The 19,841-nt window shown below is 63.9% G+C and carries 20 protein-coding genes and 5 pseudogenes; 16 read left to right on the top strand and 9 right to left on the bottom strand.

Going from position 1 to position 19,841, the window contains the following annotated elements:
• Both E3T25_RS06445 and E3T25_RS06450 read right to left on the bottom strand, forming a co-directional pair.
• A pseudogene (locus tag E3T25_RS06445) lies at nt 1-265 on the bottom strand (MFS transporter); the annotation flags it as partial.
• Between the two features lie 12 nt (nt 266-277).
• On the bottom strand, nt 278-865 hold the full coding sequence (locus E3T25_RS06450; protein WP_166785963.1) for a helix-turn-helix domain-containing protein: 588 nt from the start codon (nt 863-865) through the stop codon (nt 278-280).
• Nucleotides 866-1,184: 319 nt separating this feature from the next.
• On the opposite strand from E3T25_RS06450, the gene E3T25_RS17900 reads away from it, so the two are divergent.
• Both E3T25_RS17900 and E3T25_RS06460 read left to right on the top strand, forming a co-directional pair.
• Nucleotides 1,185-1,442, top strand: coding sequence for an aminoglycoside 6-adenylyltransferase (locus E3T25_RS17900; RefSeq protein WP_420898233.1), 258 nt, complete (start codon nt 1,185-1,187; stop codon nt 1,440-1,442).
• Complete coding sequence (locus E3T25_RS06460; protein WP_166785964.1) at nt 1,411-1,725, top strand: transposase; 315 nt, start codon at nt 1,411-1,413, stop codon at nt 1,723-1,725. The genes E3T25_RS17900 and E3T25_RS06460 overlap by 32 nt, the downstream gene beginning before the upstream one ends.
• Nucleotides 1,726-1,873: 148 nt before the next feature.
• On the opposite strand, the gene E3T25_RS06465 is transcribed toward E3T25_RS06460, so the two are convergent.
• On the bottom strand, nt 1,874-2,395 hold the full coding sequence (locus tag E3T25_RS06465; protein WP_134373191.1) for a hypothetical protein: 522 nt from the start codon (nt 2,393-2,395) through the stop codon (nt 1,874-1,876).
• Nucleotides 2,396-2,672: 277 nt separating this feature from the next.
• Between E3T25_RS06465 and E3T25_RS06470 the strand changes: the two genes are divergently transcribed.
• Nucleotides 2,673-4,097: an alpha-amylase gene (locus E3T25_RS06470; protein WP_233199096.1), complete on the top strand. Its 1,425-nt coding sequence runs from the start codon at nt 2,673-2,675 to the stop codon at nt 4,095-4,097.
• Between the two features lie 674 nt (nt 4,098-4,771).
• Here the strand turns inward: E3T25_RS06470 and E3T25_RS06475 are convergent.
• Nucleotides 4,772-5,239: an SRPBCC family protein gene (locus E3T25_RS06475; RefSeq protein ID WP_134373193.1), complete on the bottom strand. Its 468-nt coding sequence runs from the start codon at nt 5,237-5,239 to the stop codon at nt 4,772-4,774.
• A gap of 144 nt (nt 5,240-5,383) precedes the next feature.
• Between E3T25_RS06475 and E3T25_RS06480 the strand changes: the two genes are divergently transcribed.
• Both E3T25_RS06480 and E3T25_RS06485 read left to right on the top strand, forming a co-directional pair.
• On the top strand, nt 5,384-5,842 hold the full coding sequence (locus tag E3T25_RS06480; protein WP_166785059.1) for a GNAT family N-acetyltransferase: 459 nt from the start codon (nt 5,384-5,386) through the stop codon (nt 5,840-5,842).
• Entirely contained in the window at nt 5,839-7,617 is a 1,779-nt protein-coding gene (locus tag E3T25_RS06485; protein ID WP_198415647.1) for a molybdopterin-dependent oxidoreductase, read from the top strand. The genes E3T25_RS06480 and E3T25_RS06485 overlap by 4 nt, the downstream gene beginning before the upstream one ends.
• A gap of 33 nt (nt 7,618-7,650) precedes the next feature.
• Here E3T25_RS06485 and E3T25_RS06490 read toward each other — a convergent pair whose 3' ends face one another.
• Nucleotides 7,651-8,025 carry a ferredoxin reductase domain-containing protein gene (locus E3T25_RS06490; RefSeq protein WP_134373197.1) on the bottom strand — a complete coding sequence of 125 codons (375 nt, stop codon included), beginning with the start codon at nt 8,023-8,025 and terminating at the stop codon, nt 7,651-7,653.
• 64 nt (nt 8,026-8,089) lie between these two features.
• Here E3T25_RS06490 and E3T25_RS17375 point away from each other — a divergent pair.
• Nucleotides 8,090-8,914 (top strand): annotated as a pseudogene (locus tag E3T25_RS17375) (IS30 family transposase); the annotation flags it as partial.
• Nucleotides 8,915-9,157: 243 nt separating this feature from the next.
• On the top strand, nt 9,158-9,319 hold the full coding sequence (locus tag E3T25_RS16700) for a hypothetical protein (RefSeq protein ID WP_158250296.1): 162 nt from the start codon (nt 9,158-9,160) through the stop codon (nt 9,317-9,319).
• Between the two features lie 192 nt (nt 9,320-9,511).
• Here the strand turns inward: E3T25_RS16700 and E3T25_RS17680 are convergent.
• Nucleotides 9,512-9,658 (bottom strand): annotated as a pseudogene (locus tag E3T25_RS17680) (prolyl aminopeptidase); the annotation flags it as partial.
• A 264-nt stretch (nt 9,659-9,922) separates the two neighbouring features.
• Between E3T25_RS17680 and E3T25_RS06510 the strand changes: the two are divergent.
• The 3 genes from E3T25_RS06510 to E3T25_RS06520 are packed head-to-tail and all read left to right on the top strand — an operon-like array spanning nt 9,923 to nt 11,535.
• Nucleotides 9,923-10,660, top strand: a complete 738-nt coding sequence (locus E3T25_RS06510; protein WP_134373204.1) for a mycothiol-dependent nitroreductase Rv2466c family protein — start codon at nt 9,923-9,925, stop codon at nt 10,658-10,660.
• Between the two features lie 22 nt (nt 10,661-10,682).
• The gene (locus E3T25_RS06515) at nt 10,683-11,186 is read left to right on the top strand and encodes an SRPBCC family protein (protein WP_104102295.1); all 504 of its coding nucleotides are present in this window, start codon (nt 10,683-10,685) and stop codon (nt 11,184-11,186) included.
• A 43-nt stretch (nt 11,187-11,229) separates the two neighbouring features.
• The gene (locus E3T25_RS06520; RefSeq protein ID WP_134373206.1) at nt 11,230-11,535 is read left to right on the top strand and encodes a hypothetical protein; all 306 of its coding nucleotides are present in this window, start codon (nt 11,230-11,232) and stop codon (nt 11,533-11,535) included.
• Nucleotides 11,536-11,784: 249 nt separating this feature from the next.
• On the opposite strand, the gene E3T25_RS06525 is transcribed toward E3T25_RS06520, so the two are convergent.
• Nucleotides 11,785-12,189 (bottom strand): heavy metal-responsive transcriptional regulator, encoded by a 405-nt coding sequence (locus E3T25_RS06525; protein ID WP_134373208.1) that lies wholly within the window; start codon nt 12,187-12,189, stop codon nt 11,785-11,787.
• Here E3T25_RS06525 and E3T25_RS06530 point away from each other — a divergent pair.
• Complete coding sequence (locus E3T25_RS06530; protein ID WP_338145471.1) at nt 12,106-12,543, top strand: hypothetical protein; 438 nt, start codon at nt 12,106-12,108, stop codon at nt 12,541-12,543. The two genes, E3T25_RS06525 and E3T25_RS06530, sit on opposite strands and share 84 nt — an antisense overlap.
• Nucleotides 12,544-12,703: 160 nt before the next feature.
• Here E3T25_RS06530 and E3T25_RS06540 read toward each other — a convergent pair whose 3' ends face one another.
• On the bottom strand, nt 12,704-14,113 hold the full coding sequence (locus tag E3T25_RS06540; RefSeq protein WP_134373215.1) for a CoA transferase: 1,410 nt from the start codon (nt 14,111-14,113) through the stop codon (nt 12,704-12,706).
• A gap of 202 nt (nt 14,114-14,315) precedes the next feature.
• Nucleotides 14,316-14,444: pseudogene (locus E3T25_RS17905) on the bottom strand (PLDc N-terminal domain-containing protein); the annotation flags it as partial.
• 128 nt (nt 14,445-14,572) lie between these two features.
• On the opposite strand from E3T25_RS17905, the gene E3T25_RS06550 reads away from it, so the two are divergent.
• The 5 genes and pseudogenes from E3T25_RS06550 to E3T25_RS06570 all read left to right on the top strand — a co-directional run.
• On the top strand, nt 14,573-16,225 hold the full coding sequence (locus tag E3T25_RS06550; RefSeq protein ID WP_134373217.1) for an ABC transporter substrate-binding protein: 1,653 nt from the start codon (nt 14,573-14,575) through the stop codon (nt 16,223-16,225).
• A complete protein-coding gene (locus E3T25_RS06555; protein ID WP_241976853.1) occupies nt 16,222-17,187 on the top strand; it encodes an ABC transporter permease in 966 nt (321 codons plus the stop codon). Before E3T25_RS06550 ends, E3T25_RS06555 begins: the two co-directional genes overlap by 4 nt.
• 38 nt (nt 17,188-17,225) lie before the next feature.
• A complete protein-coding gene (locus E3T25_RS06560) occupies nt 17,226-18,029 on the top strand; it encodes an ABC transporter permease (protein ID WP_104102694.1) in 804 nt (267 codons plus the stop codon).
• Entirely contained in the window at nt 18,026-19,600 is a 1,575-nt protein-coding gene (locus E3T25_RS06565) for a dipeptide ABC transporter ATP-binding protein (RefSeq protein ID WP_134373219.1), read from the top strand. Before E3T25_RS06560 ends, E3T25_RS06565 begins: the two co-directional genes overlap by 4 nt.
• 2 nt (nt 19,601-19,602) lie before the next feature.
• Nucleotides 19,603-19,750: pseudogene (locus E3T25_RS06570) on the top strand (transposase); the annotation flags it as partial.
• Nucleotides 19,751-19,841 lie beyond the last annotated feature (91 nt).

Consider the following 19,841-nt stretch of genomic DNA (forward strand, 5'->3'; position numbering starts at 1 on the left):
CCGCAACGATCGCCGCTCGGCGGTGACCCACCCGGTCCACGACAACCCCGCCGAGCGCCCCGCCGACCACAACCGGGGCGGTAGCGAAGAATGCCGCGATTCCCACCTCGACGCCCGACCCGCCGAGGCCGAGGACGTAGAAGGGGATGGCGAACGCTGTGATCACGTTGCCCGTTTGCGAGATCGCGTGGGCAGCCAGCAGGGCCGAGAGGGCGCCGGTTGCGCGGCGGTCGCGAGGCAGCGCCTCGTTCATGTTCTTGCTCATCGGCGGTCTGACTCAGGGACGGCGATTGGCCTGGTAGACGAGCACCACAGGCTCGGCGCCGTCGGCCGTCGCCGGGTCGTGGGCGGCGCTCGCGTCGACCCACCGGGTGACCAGGGCTTCGAGCTCGGCCCGCATAGTGCCCAGTTCCTCGACCGTTAGACGCAGGCTGCGATCCCCGCTCGCGCCTGCCGCGACCCACTCACGAGGCAGGGCAGGTGTCGCGTCGATGTAGTCGGTGAACCGGGCGGCGTAGGCCTGAGCAATGGACTTCTGCAGAACAGAAGACGCCGCGAGCTTGTCGGGGTCGTCGAGCAGATCGGCGGGCTCCCAGCTGGTCAGTAGGGTCGTGGCCTTCCACCAGCGTTCGCGGTGGTCGGTGCTCTGAGCCTCGGCGGGCTCGATCAGGGCGATGGAGGCAAGCTTGCCGAGATGGTAGCTGATGGTACCGGGAGCCTCATCAACGACGTCGCCCAGCTGGGCTGCGGTCAACGGGCCGCGTTCGCGAAGCAGGCCGAGCAGACGCAACCGGGTCGGATGCGCGAGGACCCGCATGGATGCAGCCGAGCTGAGCGTGGTGCGTGAAGCGTCGCGGGGGGACATACCGCTGACCCTATAAGAACAACAGTCATTGCGCAATGCACATTGCGCAATGACCATTGTTGAATTCGCCCTTCGCTGACTTCTACCGCATAAATTTCGAGACCCCGGATGCTTCGTAACCTAGGTGTATCGAAACGCCTGGGTTACGCGACGGTGGCTCTCATGGCCAAACGAACGACGCAATAAACGAACGCACCATGAAAGTTGTTGTCGGCATGTTTGTTTGATCGCAGGTTCTGAGGTCATCGTCCGGATGAAATACTCGGTTATGGATTCAACATTTGCGGACGATCCGGCTCGGCTCAGGCCAACGCTTCGAATGCTGCTGACTAGAAGTGCCGATGACGAACGCATCCGGTCACTCTGGCTAGAAGGCTCGCTCGCGTGCGGTTTGGCAGATGACTGGAGCGATCTAGATCTCCACCTAGCGGTGACGGACGCGGAGAGCTTCGCCGCCACTGACTGGCTGGAGTCGCAGGTGCACCTGGTGCTCTCGGTGGCCCTGACCCCGTCGAGTGGACACCTCACAAGAGAGAATGCTCACTATGGCAAGATCACGTCGGGACTTCACCCCTGAGTGCAAAGACGAGGCCGTGAAGCTGGTCATCACCACCGGCAGAGCGGTCGCGACCGTCGCCCGCGAGCTCGGTGTCAACGAGGCCACACTGGGCCGGTGGGTGAGCGCGTTCATGGCTCGCAACGAGACCGGGCAGACCGAGGTGACGGAGTCTAAAAGGGCCGAGCTGCTGCGGCTTCGGAAGGAAAATGCGGACCTGAAGATGGACAGGGCGTTCTTGAAAAAAGCGTCCATCTTCTTCGCCCAGGAAGCATCGGATACGAGCGTCTTGCGTTCGAACTGATGCTGGCGGAGAAGATCAACTTCACCATCACCCGCATGGTCCGTCTCCTTGAGGTTTCCCGGTCAGGTTACTATGCCTGGATCGGGCGACCGCTGTCGCCAGCGTCGCTTCGCCGGGTGCACATTGAGCAGAAAGGGGACGGCGACCGCTACTGCGGCGGCGCCAGCGCCGGGAGAGCAATGTGCCTGGTCAATGGTGTTCCTGCGGCTTCCTTGCGCCTGCGTTCTCGGGAGAGGTTTTCCCCGGAGTCCCGTTCGGCAGTCTCGACGAAGAAGTCGAATATCTTCCGGAGGTTCGATGAGACCGCGGCGAGGGTGGCAGCGAGGTAGTTGAAGGCGTACCCGTGGCCGGAGCGTTTGCTCACGTTGGCGAGGTCTTCGAAGTTCTTCGACTTCAGTGTCTTGTACGCGGACTCGACGAGGCTGCGCATGCCGAAGTACTTCCGGTGTTCAGGAGACTTGAACGCGAATTTCTGGAGGTGCTTCAGCTCCAATCGCGGGCCCTGATTCCTCGCGGCGGGTGCTCCAGCATCCTGCGGAATGGTGATGCTCGCTGGGGTCTGGGGTTTCACTCGCTTCCCGTTGGCGCGGTCAATGGCCATGTAGGTGCCGGGTGTGGGATAGATGAAGCGCTGGAATCCGTCCTTGTCTGGTCGGCTTTTCGGCTTCATCGCCTCCGGACTCGTCTTTCGGGCGACTTCCGACGAGGGTGAGAGCACCCCTCGCCGGCGTTCCGGAAGGATTCCACCAGCCCTCGGGCGAGTATTAGGGGGCTGGCGCACAATTCCTCGGCATGCGCTTGCACTATTGCAAGCGCTTGCAGTAGCGTGACCCGAGGGTGTAGTACCTCGTTTACCGAGTTCCGCTTCCGCGGCCCGCTCGCAATCGCCCGTTCCCAATGGAGCGCGTCGGCGTGGTTCGCTGGCGCGCGCGACAAGGAGTTTCATCGTGCGCAGATCAACCCGTCCGTTGTTTGCAGCGGTGGCCGGCCTGGCCCTAGTCCTGACCCTGAGCCTCGATGTAGGAGTGACAACGCCCCGGGCGGATGCGAGTCCGCCGGGTGCCAAGGACGTCACGGCGACGCTTTTCGAGTGGTCCTTCGCATCGGTCGCCCGGGCCTGCACGGATACCCTCGGTCCCAAGGGGTATGGATTCGTTGAGGTCTCGCCGGCCCAGGAACACATCCAGGGCTCGCAGTGGTGGACCTCCTACCAGCCGGTCAGCTACAAGATCGCCGGGCGACTCGGCAACGAGGCCGCCTTTTCGAGCATGGTCAGCACCTGCCACACCGCCGGTGTCAAGGTCGTGGCCGACGCGGTGATCAACCATATGAGTGCGGGTTCCGGCACGGGCACGGGGGGCACTGTCTACAGCAAGTACGACTACCCGGGTTACTACCAGAACCAGGACTTCCACTCCTGCCGGACCCCGATCACCAACTACAGCGACCGCTCCAACGTACAGAACTGCGAGCTCGTCGGCCTCGCCGATCTCAACACGGCGAGCACCTACGTGCAGTCCACCATCGCGGCGTACCTCAACCACCTCAGCGCCCTCGGCGTCGACGGTTTCCGGATCGACGGCGCCAAGCACATGGCCGCGGCCGACCTCTCCGCCATCAAGGCAAAACTGACCAACTCGAGCGTCTACTGGGCGCAGGAGGTCATCGCCGGCGGGAACGAGGCGGTCCAGCCGGGCGAATACACCTCGACCGGCGATGTCGACGAATTCCGTGGGGCCTTCGACCTCAAACGCATGTTCACCAGCGACAAGATCGCCTACCTGAACACATGGGGCGAGTCCTGGGGCTACCTCGCGAGCAACAAGGCGCGGGTCTTCGTGGACAACTGGGACACCGAGCGCAACGGCTCGACCCTCAGCTACAAGGACGGCAACACTTACACGCTCGCGAACATCTTCATGCTCGCCTGGCCCTACGGCTCGCCGAACGTGTACTCGGGCTATGAATTCACCAACACGGATGCCGGCCCGCCGACTGGCGGCACGGTCAACGCCTGCTACAGCGACGGCTGGAAGTGCCAGCACGCCTGGCGGCAGATCGCGAACATGGTCGCCTTCCGCAATACCGTGACGGGCACCTCGGTGACGAACTGGTGGTCTAACGGCAACAACGCGATCGCCTTCGGTCGGGGGAGTGGGGGCTTCGTCGTGATCAACCACGAGGGTGGTGCGATCAGCCAGACGTTCAAGACCTCCCTGCCCGCAGGAAGCTACTGCGACGTCCAGCACGGCGACCCCGGCGCGGGCGGCTCCTGCTCGGGCCCAAGCTACTTCGTCGCCGCTGACGGAACCTTCACCGCTACCGTGGGCGCCGGCGACTCGATCGCCCTGCACGCCGGAGCCCGCACGTAAGTGGATAGCCAACGCCATAGCTAGGGCTTCCGCGGCCTCGATGACTGGCCAACACCGACGTGCATTCCGTCTCAACGTGGCGATCGCGATGTGCGTTGAGGGTCGCCCAGACCAGTTCGTCGCGGTCGTACGCGCCAAACACGCGAAAGCCCCGGTTCCAGAGGTCTTGAGTGGCATCGGCATCCAACAGCTCGTGCGGGGTGGCTGGCGTGAATGGGTAGTCGGCGTTGTTTGTCTTTTCCAGCTCATACAGATCGGCCGAGGAGGTCACAGTCAATTCGAAAACGCTGAGTCCGGCAGCCTGAACTCGCGAGAGCGCCAGGCGGAAGTTCGACAGATTTGGCGGATCCGCCAGTTCAAGCCGGGCACTCCAAGATCGGCCGACGACAGTGAACCCGCGTGCCTCCAAGCCCTCTCGCTGTGGATCAACGTCTCGCAACACCAACGATCACCGCAACGACGAGTGCCGAAGGTGCCACGTGGAAGGAAGGCGTCGTGGCTCTGGCGGCTCGTTTGCGTACTCCAGCGGGCGGGAGTAGCTCGTCGTGTGCTGCTGTCTCCCCAGCGGCCCTGTCGCTGCGCCCTCCCGACCGCACCGCTGGCAGCATCTGGCGAGGCGTACGCCCGTGCACACGGGGGCCTTGGCGTCCAGTCAGGACGCGAGCACCGTCACGTCAAGCGCGGGCGTAGCGCAGCGCAAGTTGGCGCAGGGTGGCTTCGATACCGACGGCGTTCTGCCGAGGAAAGCCGAGCAACTCAAAGACCTTGCCCTGCACGGCTGGGACGGTGCTGTAGTCGAACGTCTCAGTGACGCGCGTCGACGTGGGCGTGAGCGGCGTGAGTTCCCAGCGCCACCGGTGGCCCGCTGGGCTACTCCATTCCACAAGCCGACCGTCCTCGAAGCGCGTCACCGTGCTGGTGATGCGATACCGGAGTCCGTGCTGCTTCATCGCTACCGAGAATTGTGCGCCCTGGCTGAGCCGCCGCGGACCCGACACTGTGTTGCGGACGGTGCCCGAGCCGTCCAGCTCACCGTGACGGTGCGGATCAGCCACCAACGCGAAGACGTCGTCGGCCGAAGCCGGCACCTCGACAGTGCGCGCGACTTGGCGCGGTCCTTGCTCAACCTGTTCGACCGTCATGCTCGCTAGCCTAGGTCGTTCCGAACCGCCACTCCCCCAAAACTTCAGGACCTCGGTGACGTGGCGCCGAATCTGCGTCCGTCGAGGTCCGGCCTGCGGACAGCCCGCAGCTCAGTGTCGCCGCGATTGGGAACAATGGTCTTGATGACGAATTTAGATTTAGCGCCAGATGTTCGCCTTGCATTCTCACCTCTGACTCCTGACGATCTCGAATCAGTTTTTGGCGTCTTCAGCGATCCCGACACGTGGCGGCACTTGCCCGTGGGTCGTCACAACACTCGAGAGCAGTCCAGAAGGATCGTCGACGACGCCATCAAGAGCCGGCGAGAACATGGCATTGGTCAATGGGTGGTTCGTGTGGGCGACCGGGGATCGGATGATGCGCTGAGAGCTGGCACGTTCGTCGGTACGGGTGGAGTGAACATGACTCCAGCGCCCGTCTGGAACCTCGGGTACCGTCTCTCCCCGGCGACGTGGGGGCGAGGTTTCGCGACGGAAATCGCCATTGCTGCGGTCGTTGCCGTCCGAGCACAAAGTGACTCGGTTGCGAGATCCCGTCAATCTGGTGCTGGCATTTTAGCGGTTGCTAAGCTCACGACATGATGTCCGGACTGGAAGATCAGAATGTTCCCGCCCCCGATCGTGGGCCGGGGGGGATGCGAAGCTTCCGTTCGGAGCTTGACAGCACGCACTACACCGCGGTCGACGAACACTGGGCAGGCGGTCTCCCAGCACAGTACGGTGTCGCTCCGCGGGTGCGAATTGGTAAGAGCAAGTGGTTCAACCTGTTGTGGTTGATTCCGATCGGCTTGGTGCTCCTGGTCATCGGCATCGCGGTAGCGAAGGGGATACGCGAGCTCCCTGCCGTGCAGGATTTCATTCAACAGTATCCGGGCGAGTCTGAGCTTCCGGAGAACGCGCCGGTGGGTTTCCCTGCATGGCTGGGCTGGCAGCACTTCCTGAATGCTTTTCTGATGATCTTCATCATCCGCTCCGGCGTCACAATCATCGCCGATCACCCGCGTTTGTACTGGTCCAGACACTCCACACCGGGTAAAGACTGGTTGCGTATGCAGAAGCCGGTGCCGAGTGATCCGCTGTATACGTCGAAGCAGGATTCGATCACCTTGCCGGACGGCGTCGGCTTGCCAGGGCGTCGTCACTCCATCGGGCTCGCCCGCTGGTGGCACCTCGGCGTTGACACGTTGTGGTTACTCAACGGAATCGTGTTCTACGTTCTGATCTTCGTCACCGGCCAGTGGATGCGCTTGGTCCCCATGAGTTGGGACGTCATCCCGCATTCCATTTCGGTCGCAATCCAATATCTGTCGCTGGACTGGCCGACGGAAAACGGCTGGGTCAACTACAACGGTCTGCAACTGATCGCCTACTTCATCACCGTGTTCATCGCCGCTCCGGCCGCTCTCATCACCGGGCTCGGGATGTCACCGGCGTTGTCGACCAAATTCCGGACCATCAGTTCGGTCTTCAGTATCCAGGTCGCACGATCACTCCATTTCTTGGTGCTCGCCTGGTTCGTCATGTTCATCATCATCCACGTGACCCTCGTGCTGACCACCGGCGCCCTCCGCAACCTCAACCACATGTACGCGTCACGGGACGACAGCTCCTGGGTCGGGTTTTTGATCTTCGCCGCCTCGATGGTGGTCATCATCGTCGGCTGGGTGGCGGCGACACCGTTCACGTACCGGCATCCGCGTGTGGTGCAGAAGGTGGGGTATGCGCTGATCGGTCCCGCGCAGCGGTTGTTCGAGCACATCGATTCGAAGCCGGGTCAGTACGCGGAGAAAGATATCTCTCCCTATTTCTGGCATAACGGTAAGTTCCCGGAATCGGAGGAGTACAAGAAGCTCCAAGCTGGCACCTTCACGGATTACAAGCTGCAAATCGGTGGGCTCGTTGATAATCCGGTGGAGTTGGACCTTGAGCAATTACGGGCGCTGTCACACCACGAGCAAATCACGCAGCACTTTTGCATTCAGGGCTGGTCGGGTGTTGCGAAGTGGGGCGGCGTCTCAATGCAGACCATTCTTGACATCGCGAAGCCGAAGCCGGAAGCGAAGTGGGTGATTTTTTACTCCTTTGCGGTCGGTTCTGATGGTGGGATTTACTACGACGCTCAACCGATCGAGCAGATGAGTTACAAACTGACCATGCTGGCCTATGACATGAATGATGAAACGCTGTCGTTCGGTCACGGTGCTCCGCTGCGGTTGCGCAACGAGGTGCAGCTCGGTTTCAAGCTGGTCAAGTGGATTAAGGGCATCGAATTCGTCGAAGACTTCTCCGAGGTCGGCGGTGGTCTGGGTGGGTACGACAACGACCATGAGTTCTTCGGCTATCGGCAATCCATCTGACATCCCACGCACTGACCGACAGGTTGGAACAACTTACGATTGGAAGTCGGCTAGCCACAGGTCGGGGCCGAAGACTTCGTATTGGATGTCTTTTGCGGGTACGCCGCGGGCGATTAGCGCGCTGCGGACGGATTGCATGAAGACCAGCGGGCCGCACAGGTAGTATTCGGCGTCCGTGGGCAGTTCGATGGTGCTGACGTCCATGAATCCGGCGAGTTCGCCGTCGATAGTCTGCGTGGATTTCGTGGGTTCCACATACCAGGTGATCAGGGATGCGTCGGGCATTTTTGCCAAGTCTTCCCTGATTTGGTTACGCAAGGCAAAGGTGTTTGCTGAGTTGTCGGCGTGGAGAAAAGCCATCTTTCGTTGGCTACCGGTCTTCACAAGGTGGGAGAGCATGCCCGCCATGGGCGTGACGCCGATTCCAGCGCTGGCGAGAACCACCGGCCGGTCGGTGAACTCCAGGACCACATCGCGGCCAAGAGCCCGAAAGCTGGACGGGTTAGCGTTACGGGAACAAGTCGCCACGATGCTCACCGATCGGTTCAGCCCGGAACAGGTCGCGGGCCGACTGAAAGTCAAGCATCCGGAGAATCCGGAGATGCAGGTGTCACACGAGACGATCCACCAGGCCCTCTACGTGCAGGGCCGCGGATCGTTGCGCCTGGAAGTTGCCACCGCGTTGCGGTCAGGGCGCGTCACACGGCGGCCGCAGCGGCCGGAGGGTCCGCGGCCGCAGAGATTCCGGGAGATGGTGATGATCTCCGACCGGCCGCCGGAGATCGAGGACTGCGCCGTTCCCGGGCATTGGGAGGGCGACCTGATCATCGGCTCGACCTCGTCGAAGTCCGCGATCGGAACCCTTCTCGAACGGACTACGGGATACGTGATGCTGCTGCATTTGCCCGGGGATCACACCGCTCGCACCGTGGCCGACGCGATGATCGTGGCAATGAATGCCCTCCCCAAACAGCTGCGCCGTTCGACCACCTGGGATCAGTGAGCGGAGATGTCTCGACACCAGGAAATCACGATGGCGACCGGGATGCCGATCTATTTCTGCGCTCCGCACTCGCCCTGGCAGCGTGGCAGCAACGAGAACACCAACGGGCTCTTGCGCGAGTACTTTCCAAAAGGCACAGACCTGTCCTTTCACGGGCCCGGGATCCTCGAGAACGTCGCTGCGGAACTCAACCGCCGGCCCCGCAAACGCCACGGCTACCGAACGCCCGCAGAGGTCCTCGCCACGCTAACCTCGAATCCAACCAATCAAACCGGTGTTGCAGACACCACTTGAATCCGCCCGATATGAGGCGCCTAGGTTAAGTGACACACTAAATCGCGCAGGAGTGGTTCACTCCTAAGTGAAAATATCCAGCGATCAGAGCGACCTTGGATGCGAACCGCTTCAAGACCGCCCGCTTAGTGTTCCGGCCTCATATCCTGCGGTGCATGGGATCTCCGTAACGCTCGGTCGTCTCGTTGTTGCACTGGTGTCCACTTGCACGGATCACGTGGAGGGTTACATCTGGTCCGGCCTGTGCCAGCACCTGGGCACGTCGACGGGCCCGCCGAGGTCGAGCTGGCCGTGGAGCAAGACGCCGGGGATTCCGGCGAGACGGTCATCATTACGCAGCAGTTGGTCTTCCTCGAGCCGGGCCCCGTGCGTGAAGTAGTGCGTCACGATGCGGGCGAACTGTAGCTGGAATGTGGGTCGGTGAAGCGAGGGCTGGGTGCCGAGCCGGGTTCGAGCGAGACGGCGGCGTCTCCCCAGTCGCACCAGCGCTGCGCTGCGTATCACTGTGGCGTCGTCGCTGTGGTTGAGTAGGCGGTCGTAGGCGGCGACGCGGTCACCGTCGCGCTCGGAGGCGGGGACTCCCTCGTGGAAGCGCTGTCATTTCTCGGGCAGGTAGCGGCCGGTCTCGTGGCGGAGCCAGCGCACGTCGCTGCGCTGGGTCATGGTGACGGAGACCAGGACTAGGGTGCGCACGTGCTGCGGGTAGCACTCGGCATAGGTGAGGGCCAGTGTGCAGCCCCAGGATCCGCCCCAGAGTCACAGCTCGGAACGGTGGAGAACCGAGGGTGGCTTGTGGCCTATTCAAATACCCGACGCTAAGTGTTTGTGGCGTTCGGCAGCGATCGTTCGCACGACATGCCCAGAAGTGGAGGAGCGCGTGTCACTTACCGTGTAAGCACCAAGGTAATGAATGCGACTCTGAGCGATACGTCATCCCGAGGCACCCATCGAGTCCACCTCGCCAAATCGATCTCGGTCGTGCTTGCGGCACTGACCTAGGGTGGACGCATGGACGCTGACATCAACTTCTACTTCGACCCGGTCTGCCCCTTCGCCTGGATGACGAGCAAGTGGGTGCGGCAGGTGCAGGAGCAACGCAACTACACCGTGGACTGGCGGTTCATCTCGTTACGCCTGATCAATGCCCAGGTCGACTACGACACGCACTTCCCTCCCGAGTACGAAGCTGGACACACCGCCGGACTCAGGCTCCTGCGGGTAGCCGCCCGCGCGCGAGCGGAGCACGGCCGCGAGGCGATGGCGCCGCTATACGCCGCCTTCGGGACCCACATCTTCGACACAGCCCCCGGCCCGGACAACCATCGGACCGAGGGTGAGGTGCGTGAGCTCCGCGGGACGCGTGAGTTTGCGGAGCCGATCCTCGCCGAGGCGGGCCTACCGCCCGAGCTGGCGGAAGCTCTCGACGACGAGTCATGGGACATCGAGATCCAGCAGGAGACGGACGAGGCACTCTCGCTGACGGGAAAAGACGTGGGCACGCCCATCATCCACTTCGAGCCGCCCGCCGGTGCGGCCTTCTTCGGGCCGGTGATCAGCCGGCTGCCACACGAGGACTCGGCGGTCGAGTTGTGGGACCACGTGGTCGGGCTGGCCCGCTTCCCGGGTTTTGCCGAACTCAAGCGCAGCCTGCGCGAGCAGCCACAGCTGGCCGCGTTCGGAGTCGACGCGGACACGGTCGGAAAGCAAGAAGACTGGCACGGCGGCAGCCGGCGGCAGCAGAAATGACCCCCTCCATTAGGGTAAATGCATGAATGAGACGAGCACCCTCAGCCACCAGGAGTCCATCATCGTCGAGGCGTCGGCCGCGTTTCTCTATGACCTACTCTCCGACATCACCCGCACCGGAGAATGGAGCCCGGTCTGTACGTCATGCTGGTGGGATGACGAGGCCGAGGCCGGTCGGGTCGGTGCCTGGTTCACCGGGCACAACGAGCTCCCACACCGGACCTGGCAGACCCGGTCCGAGGTGGTGACGGCAGAGCACGGACGTGAGTTCGCTTGGGTGGTGGGCGGCAGCTTCGTGCGCTGGGGCTTCAGCTTCACCGCCGCGGAGACCGGGACGATGCTCACCGAGTCCTGGGAGTTCCTGCCGGACGGGATCGCCATGTTCGAGGAGAAGTTCGGCGAAAAGGCGCACGCTCAGATCACCGACCGCACCCAGCAGGCCCTCGGTGGCATACCGAAAACCCTCGCAGCGATCAAGCGGATCGCCGAGGTCTCCATCGACGTAGGGGCGAAAGCCCAGTCTTGACCGGGCCGCTCTCGGAGCGCATCGTGTCGTTGTAGAGCTGCCAATGACCGCGACCGGATCGCTTGGCGTGGAACAGGTCGAAATCGGTGTCGCGCACCAGGCTGGCTATTGTCGAGTGGTCCGTAAACAATGCGATGCCAATCGTTACCGTGGGCAGAGTGTGGCGCCCATGGATGCTCAGTTCGGTGCCGACAGCAGCGGCGATGCGCGCGGTCAGGTACTGGTGTGGCTCGGCCGTCCCCATGCGGTCTTGCCTTCAACGCTCACGTTTCATCCCTGGCAATCCTGCAACTCGGGACAGGAGCAGATGCCCCACCGGGCGGGCCGGCCCAGCGCACACTTCCGCTAGCCATTCGTGCTTCGATCCGTCACGGAGGATCGGTAGGTACTTCCACAAATCCCGCTGCGCCAGGTGGGCGCGTGCCCTGAGGCACGTCGTCCTGCGGTCATCCGCCGATGAGGGTTCGAAGGAGCGGCAGTCTCTGCGGGAATTGGAATCAGTGACCGCATAGGTGACAGATTCGGTTCTTTTGTGTGAATGGCAGCGCTAGATGGCGGTGAATTCGCATCGCTTCATGGCATGGGTGAACGTTGCGCGCTACTGGTGAGCGTGGGTGATGACGTGGCAGACACCGCCCGCTTCGCAATCGCCTGGGTCGAGATGCTGGCTCGCGTCGATGATGTGTTGCAGCTCTGTTTCAAGAAGTACGAGTTCTTGTTGGCGGCGGTGCACATCCGCAAGTCTTTTCAAAAGGAGGTTGGAGACGTGTTCGCACGGCACCTCGCCAGCTTCTCTAACAGTGATGATGCCGCCAATTTCGGCCAATGTCAGACCAGCCGTCTGGGCAGACCGAATGAACCGCAGGCGCGATAGGGCCGCTTCGTTGTAGCGGCGGTAACCGTTCCCCCCACGTTCGGCGTGATCCAACAGGCTGCGCCGCTCATAAAACCGGATCGTCTGTGCGGTTACGCCGCTCGCAATGGCCAGGTCTCTAATCTGCATATTCCCATTTCACCACTTGACCTTGCACTGCGGTGCAACGTTTACGGTGAAGGCATGGATATTACGTTGCAGTACTTCGATGGGTGCCCGAACTGGAAAATCGCTGCTGAGCGGCTGGCGTTGATCGCGGCTGCATGCCCCGGCATCGTTGTGACCCGGCGGTTGGTCGAGAATCTGGAAGACGCAGAGACAATCGGTTTTCGGGGATCTCCGAGCATGCTGGTGGACGGAACAGACCTTTTTCCCGACCCGTCGGCGTCGGTCGGGCTGGCCTGCCGCATCTACAAGACCCCCACGGGACTAGCCGGCGCCCCAACACTGGAGCAACTGCGCGATGCGATCACTACAGCTTGAGCGGCATAAGTAAGGAATACGACCTGTTCGTGATCGGTGCCGGAATGGCCGGCACCACAGCAGCCAACAGGTGCGCTGCACAGGGATGGCGCGACACTAACCTTCAGCGGGCGGCTTTCGCCATGCTGCACTTGCCGATGGCGCGCCTTCCGGGTGGGACTTATCGCTCGCCGCTGGCGGATCGTGACTCGGCCCATTCCGGCTGGTCCGCTCCCCACTGGCTGCCGATCCACCTGTAGCGATTCGGACCGCCGCTAATGCTGATCGCGGGTGCGGCACAGGTGACGGTCCCTTCTAACGTTTCCGCGTTCACGGTTTGGATCTCATATGGGCCGGCTTCGGTCTGCGGGGAATGAGGCTGGGCGAGTAGCTCGTGAGCGACCCGGGCCAATGAAATGTCGACGGTCCACCCGTGCCCGTCGAGGTGGCGACGTCGAAGTGCTGACATGATCCCGGCGGCAAGTAGGTACCCGGCGGAGTGATCCAGTGCTTGGGCCGGCAAAGCTCCTGGCCTGCCGGTGCCGTCTGCGTGAATCTGGGCGATGCCGCTGGCTGCTTGGACAATGCTGTCGAATCCTCGGCGCTCGGCCCAAGGTCCGCTTTGCCCCCACGCGCTCACCCGGCCGATAACGAGCCCTGGATGGCGGTTGTGGAGTTCGACCGGCGAGAGGCCGAATTGGTTGAGGCTGTTCGGCCTGTATCCCGAGACAACAACGTCGGCGTCCGTCAGTAGCTGTTCGAGGCGGTCTCGATCCGGTTTGTAGCCGAGATCGAGGAGCGCGGAACGCTTCCCTTGCCCGGTGTCGAGGTACTGCCAGGGGAGTTCCGGCATGCCAGGATTGTCGATGCGAAGGACATCTGCCCCGAAGAACGCGAGGCTGCGAGTGGCCACCGGCCCGGCTATGACGCGGGTCAAGTCGAGCACCCGAACGCCCTCCAGGGGCGCGTGTCTGTCGGCCGACCCCAGGCTATGGAGGCCCGAGTCTCCTGCCTGCTGCACCAGGCTGATGAAGGGAGCTGCTTTCAGGGATTGGGCTTGAGGATGTCCTCTCCAACTGCTCGGGCTGCGAACCGCGCTGATCACCGCACCAGAATCTGATGCTTCATCCTCCAGATCGAGAGCGCTGCGGCGCGAAATTGCGCGAGCGACAGCCTCGGTGGTGGCGGAGCCATCCAATCTCAGAAGTGAGCGCAAAGCCGCTTCGTGATGGGGATAGTTGGCGTGAGTGCGAACCCAACCGTCGCTCGAGGCGAAGAATCCGGACAGGGGCGCCCACGCTGGCGCGGGGTCCCCGTTCCACCGAAATAGTTGGTCACTCCGGAAGGCGCCGGCGACCAGTTGCGGCGCAGAGCCCACCCGCGGAACTTCGTCCGCCTTCGGATCCCGCACTTCCGAACGGACAAGGTGCAGTAACGAGGCCATCAGCTTGGTGGCCGCGATGCTGTCCGCGGCAAGATCCCCGACAGGCAAAGGCGACGAAAGCGGCACCGGCCCGGACAAACGAACACGATCGGCTAGCTCCGGAAGTTCCGCGGAATCGGAGAGAAACGTGCTGAGGAAGGTGCCCATCGGTTACCTCCCACGCCCTCGACCGTGCACACGTGGGCGTGAAACCAGGCGACCATCGGTGGTTCCCACTTTATCCCCACGTCACGGAGTGCAATTGATGTCATGAGGGGCCGAGCAATCACGGGACGGAATCAAAACGGGGGAGAGCCAGCGATAGGCCAGCCAAGGAACCCCTTCCGCAAAGGGAAATGGAGGTCGAGGTCTATCGAACCTGGCGTGTGAGTCGAAGGCCGAATGGGTGTGGCCCGGCTAAATACCAAACGAGTGCGCCGAGTAGAGGCGCGAATACGACGGCGATCATCCAGAGGACTTTCTCCACCTCGGACTGGTCGCGGGTTCGCGCAAGGCGGTTTACGCGGTCACTCGTTCCGGCCGGCCTGCTCCACGGGCAAGGTACGTTTGATGGGCGGAGTCAATTAGTTGCTAGTTTGATCCGCACCTGAGAAAGAGACCCCATTTATGCGCTCCCGCGCCCATACAACATCCTGGCTGCGCGCCGCAGCTGCCATTATCGCCACCGTCGCTGTGGTTACGGGGTGCAGTGCCACCGCCCAGAACACCGCGGCCGACTCCACTACCCTGACCTACGCCATCAACGGTGGCACGCTCAGCGGCGGCAAGATGGACATTCACTCATCGGCCTTCCAAGCCACCGCCCTCGTGATGCGCAATTCCTTCGATTCGCTCGTCTATCAGAAGGCCGACGGCTCCTTCGTGCCGTGGCTCGCCACGTCGTGGCAGATCTCCGACGACGGCCTGCAGTACACCTTCAACCTGCGCGATGACGTCACCTTCCACGATGGCGAGCCTTTCAACGCCGAGGCCGTCAAGGCCAACTTCGAGCACGTGGTCGCTCCCGAAACGGCGTCAGCGGATGCCGCCAGCCTCATCGGGTACGCCGAAACCGGTGGCTTCTACGCGGGCACCGAGGTCGTTGACGAGTACACCGTGCGGGTCGACTTCAGCCAGCCCTACGCCCCGTTCTTGCAGGCCGTGAGCACCGCCAAGCTCGGCTTCTACTCGCCCGCGGCGCTGCGTGAGAACGCAGCCCAGCTGCCCGCCGGCGGCCCCGGCATCTCGGTGGGCACCGGCCCGTACGTGCTGAGCGAGTACACGCCAGACCAGAGCATCGTCTTCACCGCGAACGAAAACTATAACTGGGCACCGGATGGCAGCACCCACCGGGGCGCGCCGGCCATCGACACGCTCGAGTTCCGCATCCTGCCCGAATCGTCGGTTCGCACCGGCGCACTCACGAGCGGTGAAGCACAGATCGCCAGCGACATCACCCCGAACGCCGTGGGACAGATCGGTGACGAGTTCACTATCGAAAACGTGACCATGCCGGGCCTGCCGTACACCCTGTTCCTCAACGAGGCGCACGGCGTCTTCGCCGACGAGAATGTGCGCCGCGCCTTTGCCCTCGGAGTCGACATCGGTCCGGCCGTGGAGAGCATCTACCAGGGGCAGGCGGAACGCGCGTGGAGTATCCTCTCCCCGGCCACCCCGAACTCCTACGATCCGAGCCTCGAAGACAGCTGGGCCTTCGACCCCGATCAGGCCAATGCCCTGCTCAACGCGGCCGGCTGGACCGAGCGCGACTCCGAGGGCTACCGCATGAAAGACGGAGCCCGACTCAGCGCGCAGTGGCTCGCCTACAACCCTGTCTCCGATGCCAACGCGAGCTTCGGAGACGTCGTGCAGTCTGACCTGCGCGAACTCGGCTTTGAAATTGTGCGCGACAACCGTGAAATCGCCCAGTACTACGAAGCATTCGACCAGCGTAATTACGACCTATCAGACTGGAGTTTTCCCAGTGTCGACGCCGACGTGTTGCGCGCCCACCTGCACAGCGGCGGCTACAAGAACGGCTCATCCACCGCCGATCCGGTCGTTGACACGCTTCTCGACAACGCCATCGCCACGAGCGACCCGGCCGAACGCGAGGCCCTTTACCAGCAGCTACAGCAGTGGAACGCTACCCACGTCGCCATGGTTCCGATCACCGTGCCCACCGCGATCACCGCATACAGCAAGACCATCGAGAACCTGAGCTTCGACCTGTACGGGCAGCCGCTCTTTTACGAGGCGTCCCTCACGACCGCTCCGTGATCGAACGCCACGGGCACGCACGCGGCGCTGCCCGACCGGGCGCTCGCCTACTCGGTCGGCTCGGCGGCATGGTGCTCGTGGTGTGGGGCGCCGCCACGCTGGGATTCTTCGCATTGCGGCTGATCCCGGGCGACCCGGTGAACGTGCTCATCGGGCTCGGCAACGTCTCGACACAGGTACGCGACCAGATCCGCGAAGACTGGGGCCTCGCCGACCCGCTTCTCGTGCAATACCTCGGCTACCTCGGCCGCCTCGTGCAGGGCGACCTCGGAACGTCGTACCGCAGGCAGCAACCCGTCGCCGACGTGATCGGCCAGCAACTCGTGCCCACCGTGCAGCTGATGGCCCTCGCCGTTGTGTTCGCGCTCCTGCTCGCGCTCGGGTCGGCATTGCTCGGGCGCGGCCGGCGCACAGCACCGCTGGCCGGCCTGCTCGAACTCGTTGCCGTGTCGTCGCCCACGTTTTGGATCGGTCTCGTGCTGATTAGCGTCTTCGGCTTCGGGCTTGGCTGGTTTCCGGTCGTCGCCACGGTGGGGTTCGGCGCTCTCCTCCTGCCAGCAGCGACCCTCGCCATCCCGGTGGCCGGCATCATCAGCCAGGTGCTGCGGCAGGGCCTCGATGACGCAGCAGCGCTGCCCTTCGTCGACACCGTGCGTGCCCGTGGTGCCAGCCACACCCGGCTCGTCGTGCGCCACACCCTGCGCCACGCCGCCGCCAGCACCATCACGCTCACTGGGTATATGGTCGGCTCGCTGCTCGGCGGGTCGGTGCTGGTCGAGACCGTCTTTGCCCGCCCAGGGCTTGGCCGCGTAGCCCTCAACGCCATCGTTGACCGGGACGTACCCGTGGTGCTCGGCATTATCGTGCTCGCCGCGGTGGCCTTCTCCGTGATCAACCTGCTCGTCGACCTTGTCGCCGACCGCATCGACCCGCGCCTGGAGACTAAGCAGGCCTACGCATGAGCGTCCTCGTCGCCGTCCGGTCACGTCGAGTCAAGCGGATGCCCGCCCCGGCACTCTGGGCCGCCGCCGGGTTCCTCGTGCTCCTCGTGGTGTCGGCCCTTCTGCCCGGGGTGTTCACCGCCGCTGACCCCCTGCGCACCGACATCGGTGAGGCGCTGCTGGCGCCCGGCCCCGGGCATCCGTTTGGAACGGACCAGACTGGCCGCGACGTGTTCGCACGGGTGATCTACGGTTCGCGGTACTCGCTCGCCATTGGCTTCGGTGCCACGCTGATCGCTCTGGTCGTGGGGCTCGTGATCGGCTCATTCGCTGGGCTTATGCGCAGCCTCGGCGACGGTGTGCTGAGCCGCGCCATCGAGATCGTGATGGCCTTCCCGGAGTTTCTGCTGGCCCTGATCGTGATCGCAATCATCGGCCCGGGGGAGGCGAGCCTGCTCGTGGCCGTGGCCCTCGCGGTGATCCCCTCCTACGCGCGCGTCGCCCGGGTGCAAACCCTCGTGGTCAAGCGCGCCGGCTACGTGGAGGCCGCGCGCACGCTCGGTGTGTCGCCCGCGGTGACCGTGCTGCGCCACGTGCTACCCAACACCCTCGGCCCGCTGCTGGTCATGGCCACCATGGGAGTCGGCACCGCTATCACTGCCGCGGCCGGCCTGAGCTTCCTCGGCCTCGGGCCGAAGCCGCCAACGCCGGAGTGGGGACTCATCCTCTCGGAAGGCCGCAATTTTCTCGCCAGCGCCTGGTGGATCGCCGTGTTCCCCGGGCTCGTGATCACCGCCACCGTGGTGTCGACAAGCATTCTAGGCCGACACCTGCAGGCCCGAAGCGCGCGACGGCAGCGATGAGCGTCATCACGGTGCGCAACCTGCGCGTGGTTCTGCCGGGCTCGGCGACCGCCGTGGTCGACGGCGTCTCGTTCAGCATTGCCGCCGGGCAATGCCTCGGCATAGTGGGGGAGTCCGGTGCCGGTAAGACGGTGACCGGCCGCAGCCTGATCGGACTCACCCCGGAGGGCGCACGGGTCACCGCCGAGGAACTGACCGTGGCCGGAGTTGACGCTCGAGACCTGACCGAGCCGGCTTGGCGACGCCTGCGCGGTGCCCGCGTTGGCCTCGTGAGCCAGGACGCCCTCGTCTCCCTTGACCCGCTGCGCCGGGTGGGCGCCGAGGTGGCCGAACCCCTCGAGGTGCACGAACCCACACTCGGCCGCGCCGACCGTGCCGGCCGGGTGCTGCAGCTGCTCGATCAGGTGGCCATGCCAGAGCCCGCCATGCGCGTGCGTCACTACCCGCACGAACTTTCCGGTGGCCTGCGCCAGCGCGCACTCATCGCCTCGGCCCTCGCGGCTTCGCCGGCCGTGCTGATCGCTGACGAACCCACTACGGCCCTCGACGTGACCGTTCAGGCCCAGATTGTGGTCCTGCTGCGCCAGCTGAAGGAGTCGGGCCTCGCGCTGCTGCTGATCAGCCACGACCTTACGATTATCCGCCAGCTCGCCGACGACATCGCCGTGATGAAAGACGGGCGGTTCGTCGAGTTGCAGCCTGCGGCCGACCTGTTCGCCGCGCCGCAGCATCCGTATACTCGCGAGCTTCTGGCGGCGGCGTCGCAGAGCCGACCGCCGGCCCCGCCGAACACCGGCCCCGTGGTGCTCGCCGCGCGGGACCTCGCCAAGACCTACGGCCAGGCGGCCGCGCAGCTACACGCTGTGAACGGGGTCTCGTTCGAGCTGCGTGCCGGCCACACCGTGGGCATCGTGGGCGAGTCGGGGTCGGGCAAGAGCACGGTGGCACGGATGCTGCTGGGCACGGAAACCCCGGACCGCGGCGATGTTCTGATGCACGGTGAGCCCTGGAGCCGAGTGCCGGAATCGACGCGGCGGGCCCGACGCGGCGGCATCCAGATCATCCACCAGGACTCCCTGAGTGCCTTCGACCCGCGGGCGACAGTACTGCAGATCCTGTCGGAGGCAATCGCTCTGGATGGCACCCGGCTCGGGCGGCGTCGACGGCGCGAACGCCGGGCGCGGGCGATCGAGCTACTCGAGCTGGTGGCACTGAACGATTCCCTGCTGGGGCGGCGGGCGCACCAGCTCTCCGGCGGGCAGCGCCAGCGCGTGGCGATCGCCAGGGCGCTGGCCCGGCAGCCGAGTATCTTGGTCTGCGACGAGCCGGTGTCGGCGCTGGACGCGTCTATTCAGGCCCAGGTGCTCAAGCTGCTGGCATCCTTGCAGGAGACGACGGGGCTGGCGATGGTGTTCATCTCGCACGACCTCGCAGTGGTACGCGCGCTCAGCCACGACATCCTCGTGATGAAGGATGGCGTTGTCGTGGAGCAGGGACCGGCTGCGGCGCTATTTCTTGCGCCGCAGCATCCGTTCACCCGAGAACTGCTCGCCGCGCACGCCACGGCTTAGTCGGATCAGCCAACGGCCGGGTCGAATCCATGAACACCAAGATCCGACTCATCACCCGCATCGCTTTCGGCTTCACATCCCCGACGCCTGATCGCCCTCACCATGCTCAGCCTCGGCGGCCATAAACCGGTACTCCCGAGCAGGGTTTAACCCACGGTTACGACAGGACAGCCTTCACGACGACCAGTTAATTGTGATCATCCTCCGCCTCGGACATCGTCGGGAGATAGACGAATCCCGA

Source organism: Cryobacterium sandaracinum (assembly GCF_004403415.1).
Taxonomy (GTDB): domain Bacteria; phylum Actinomycetota; class Actinomycetes; order Actinomycetales; family Microbacteriaceae; genus Cryobacterium; species Cryobacterium sandaracinum.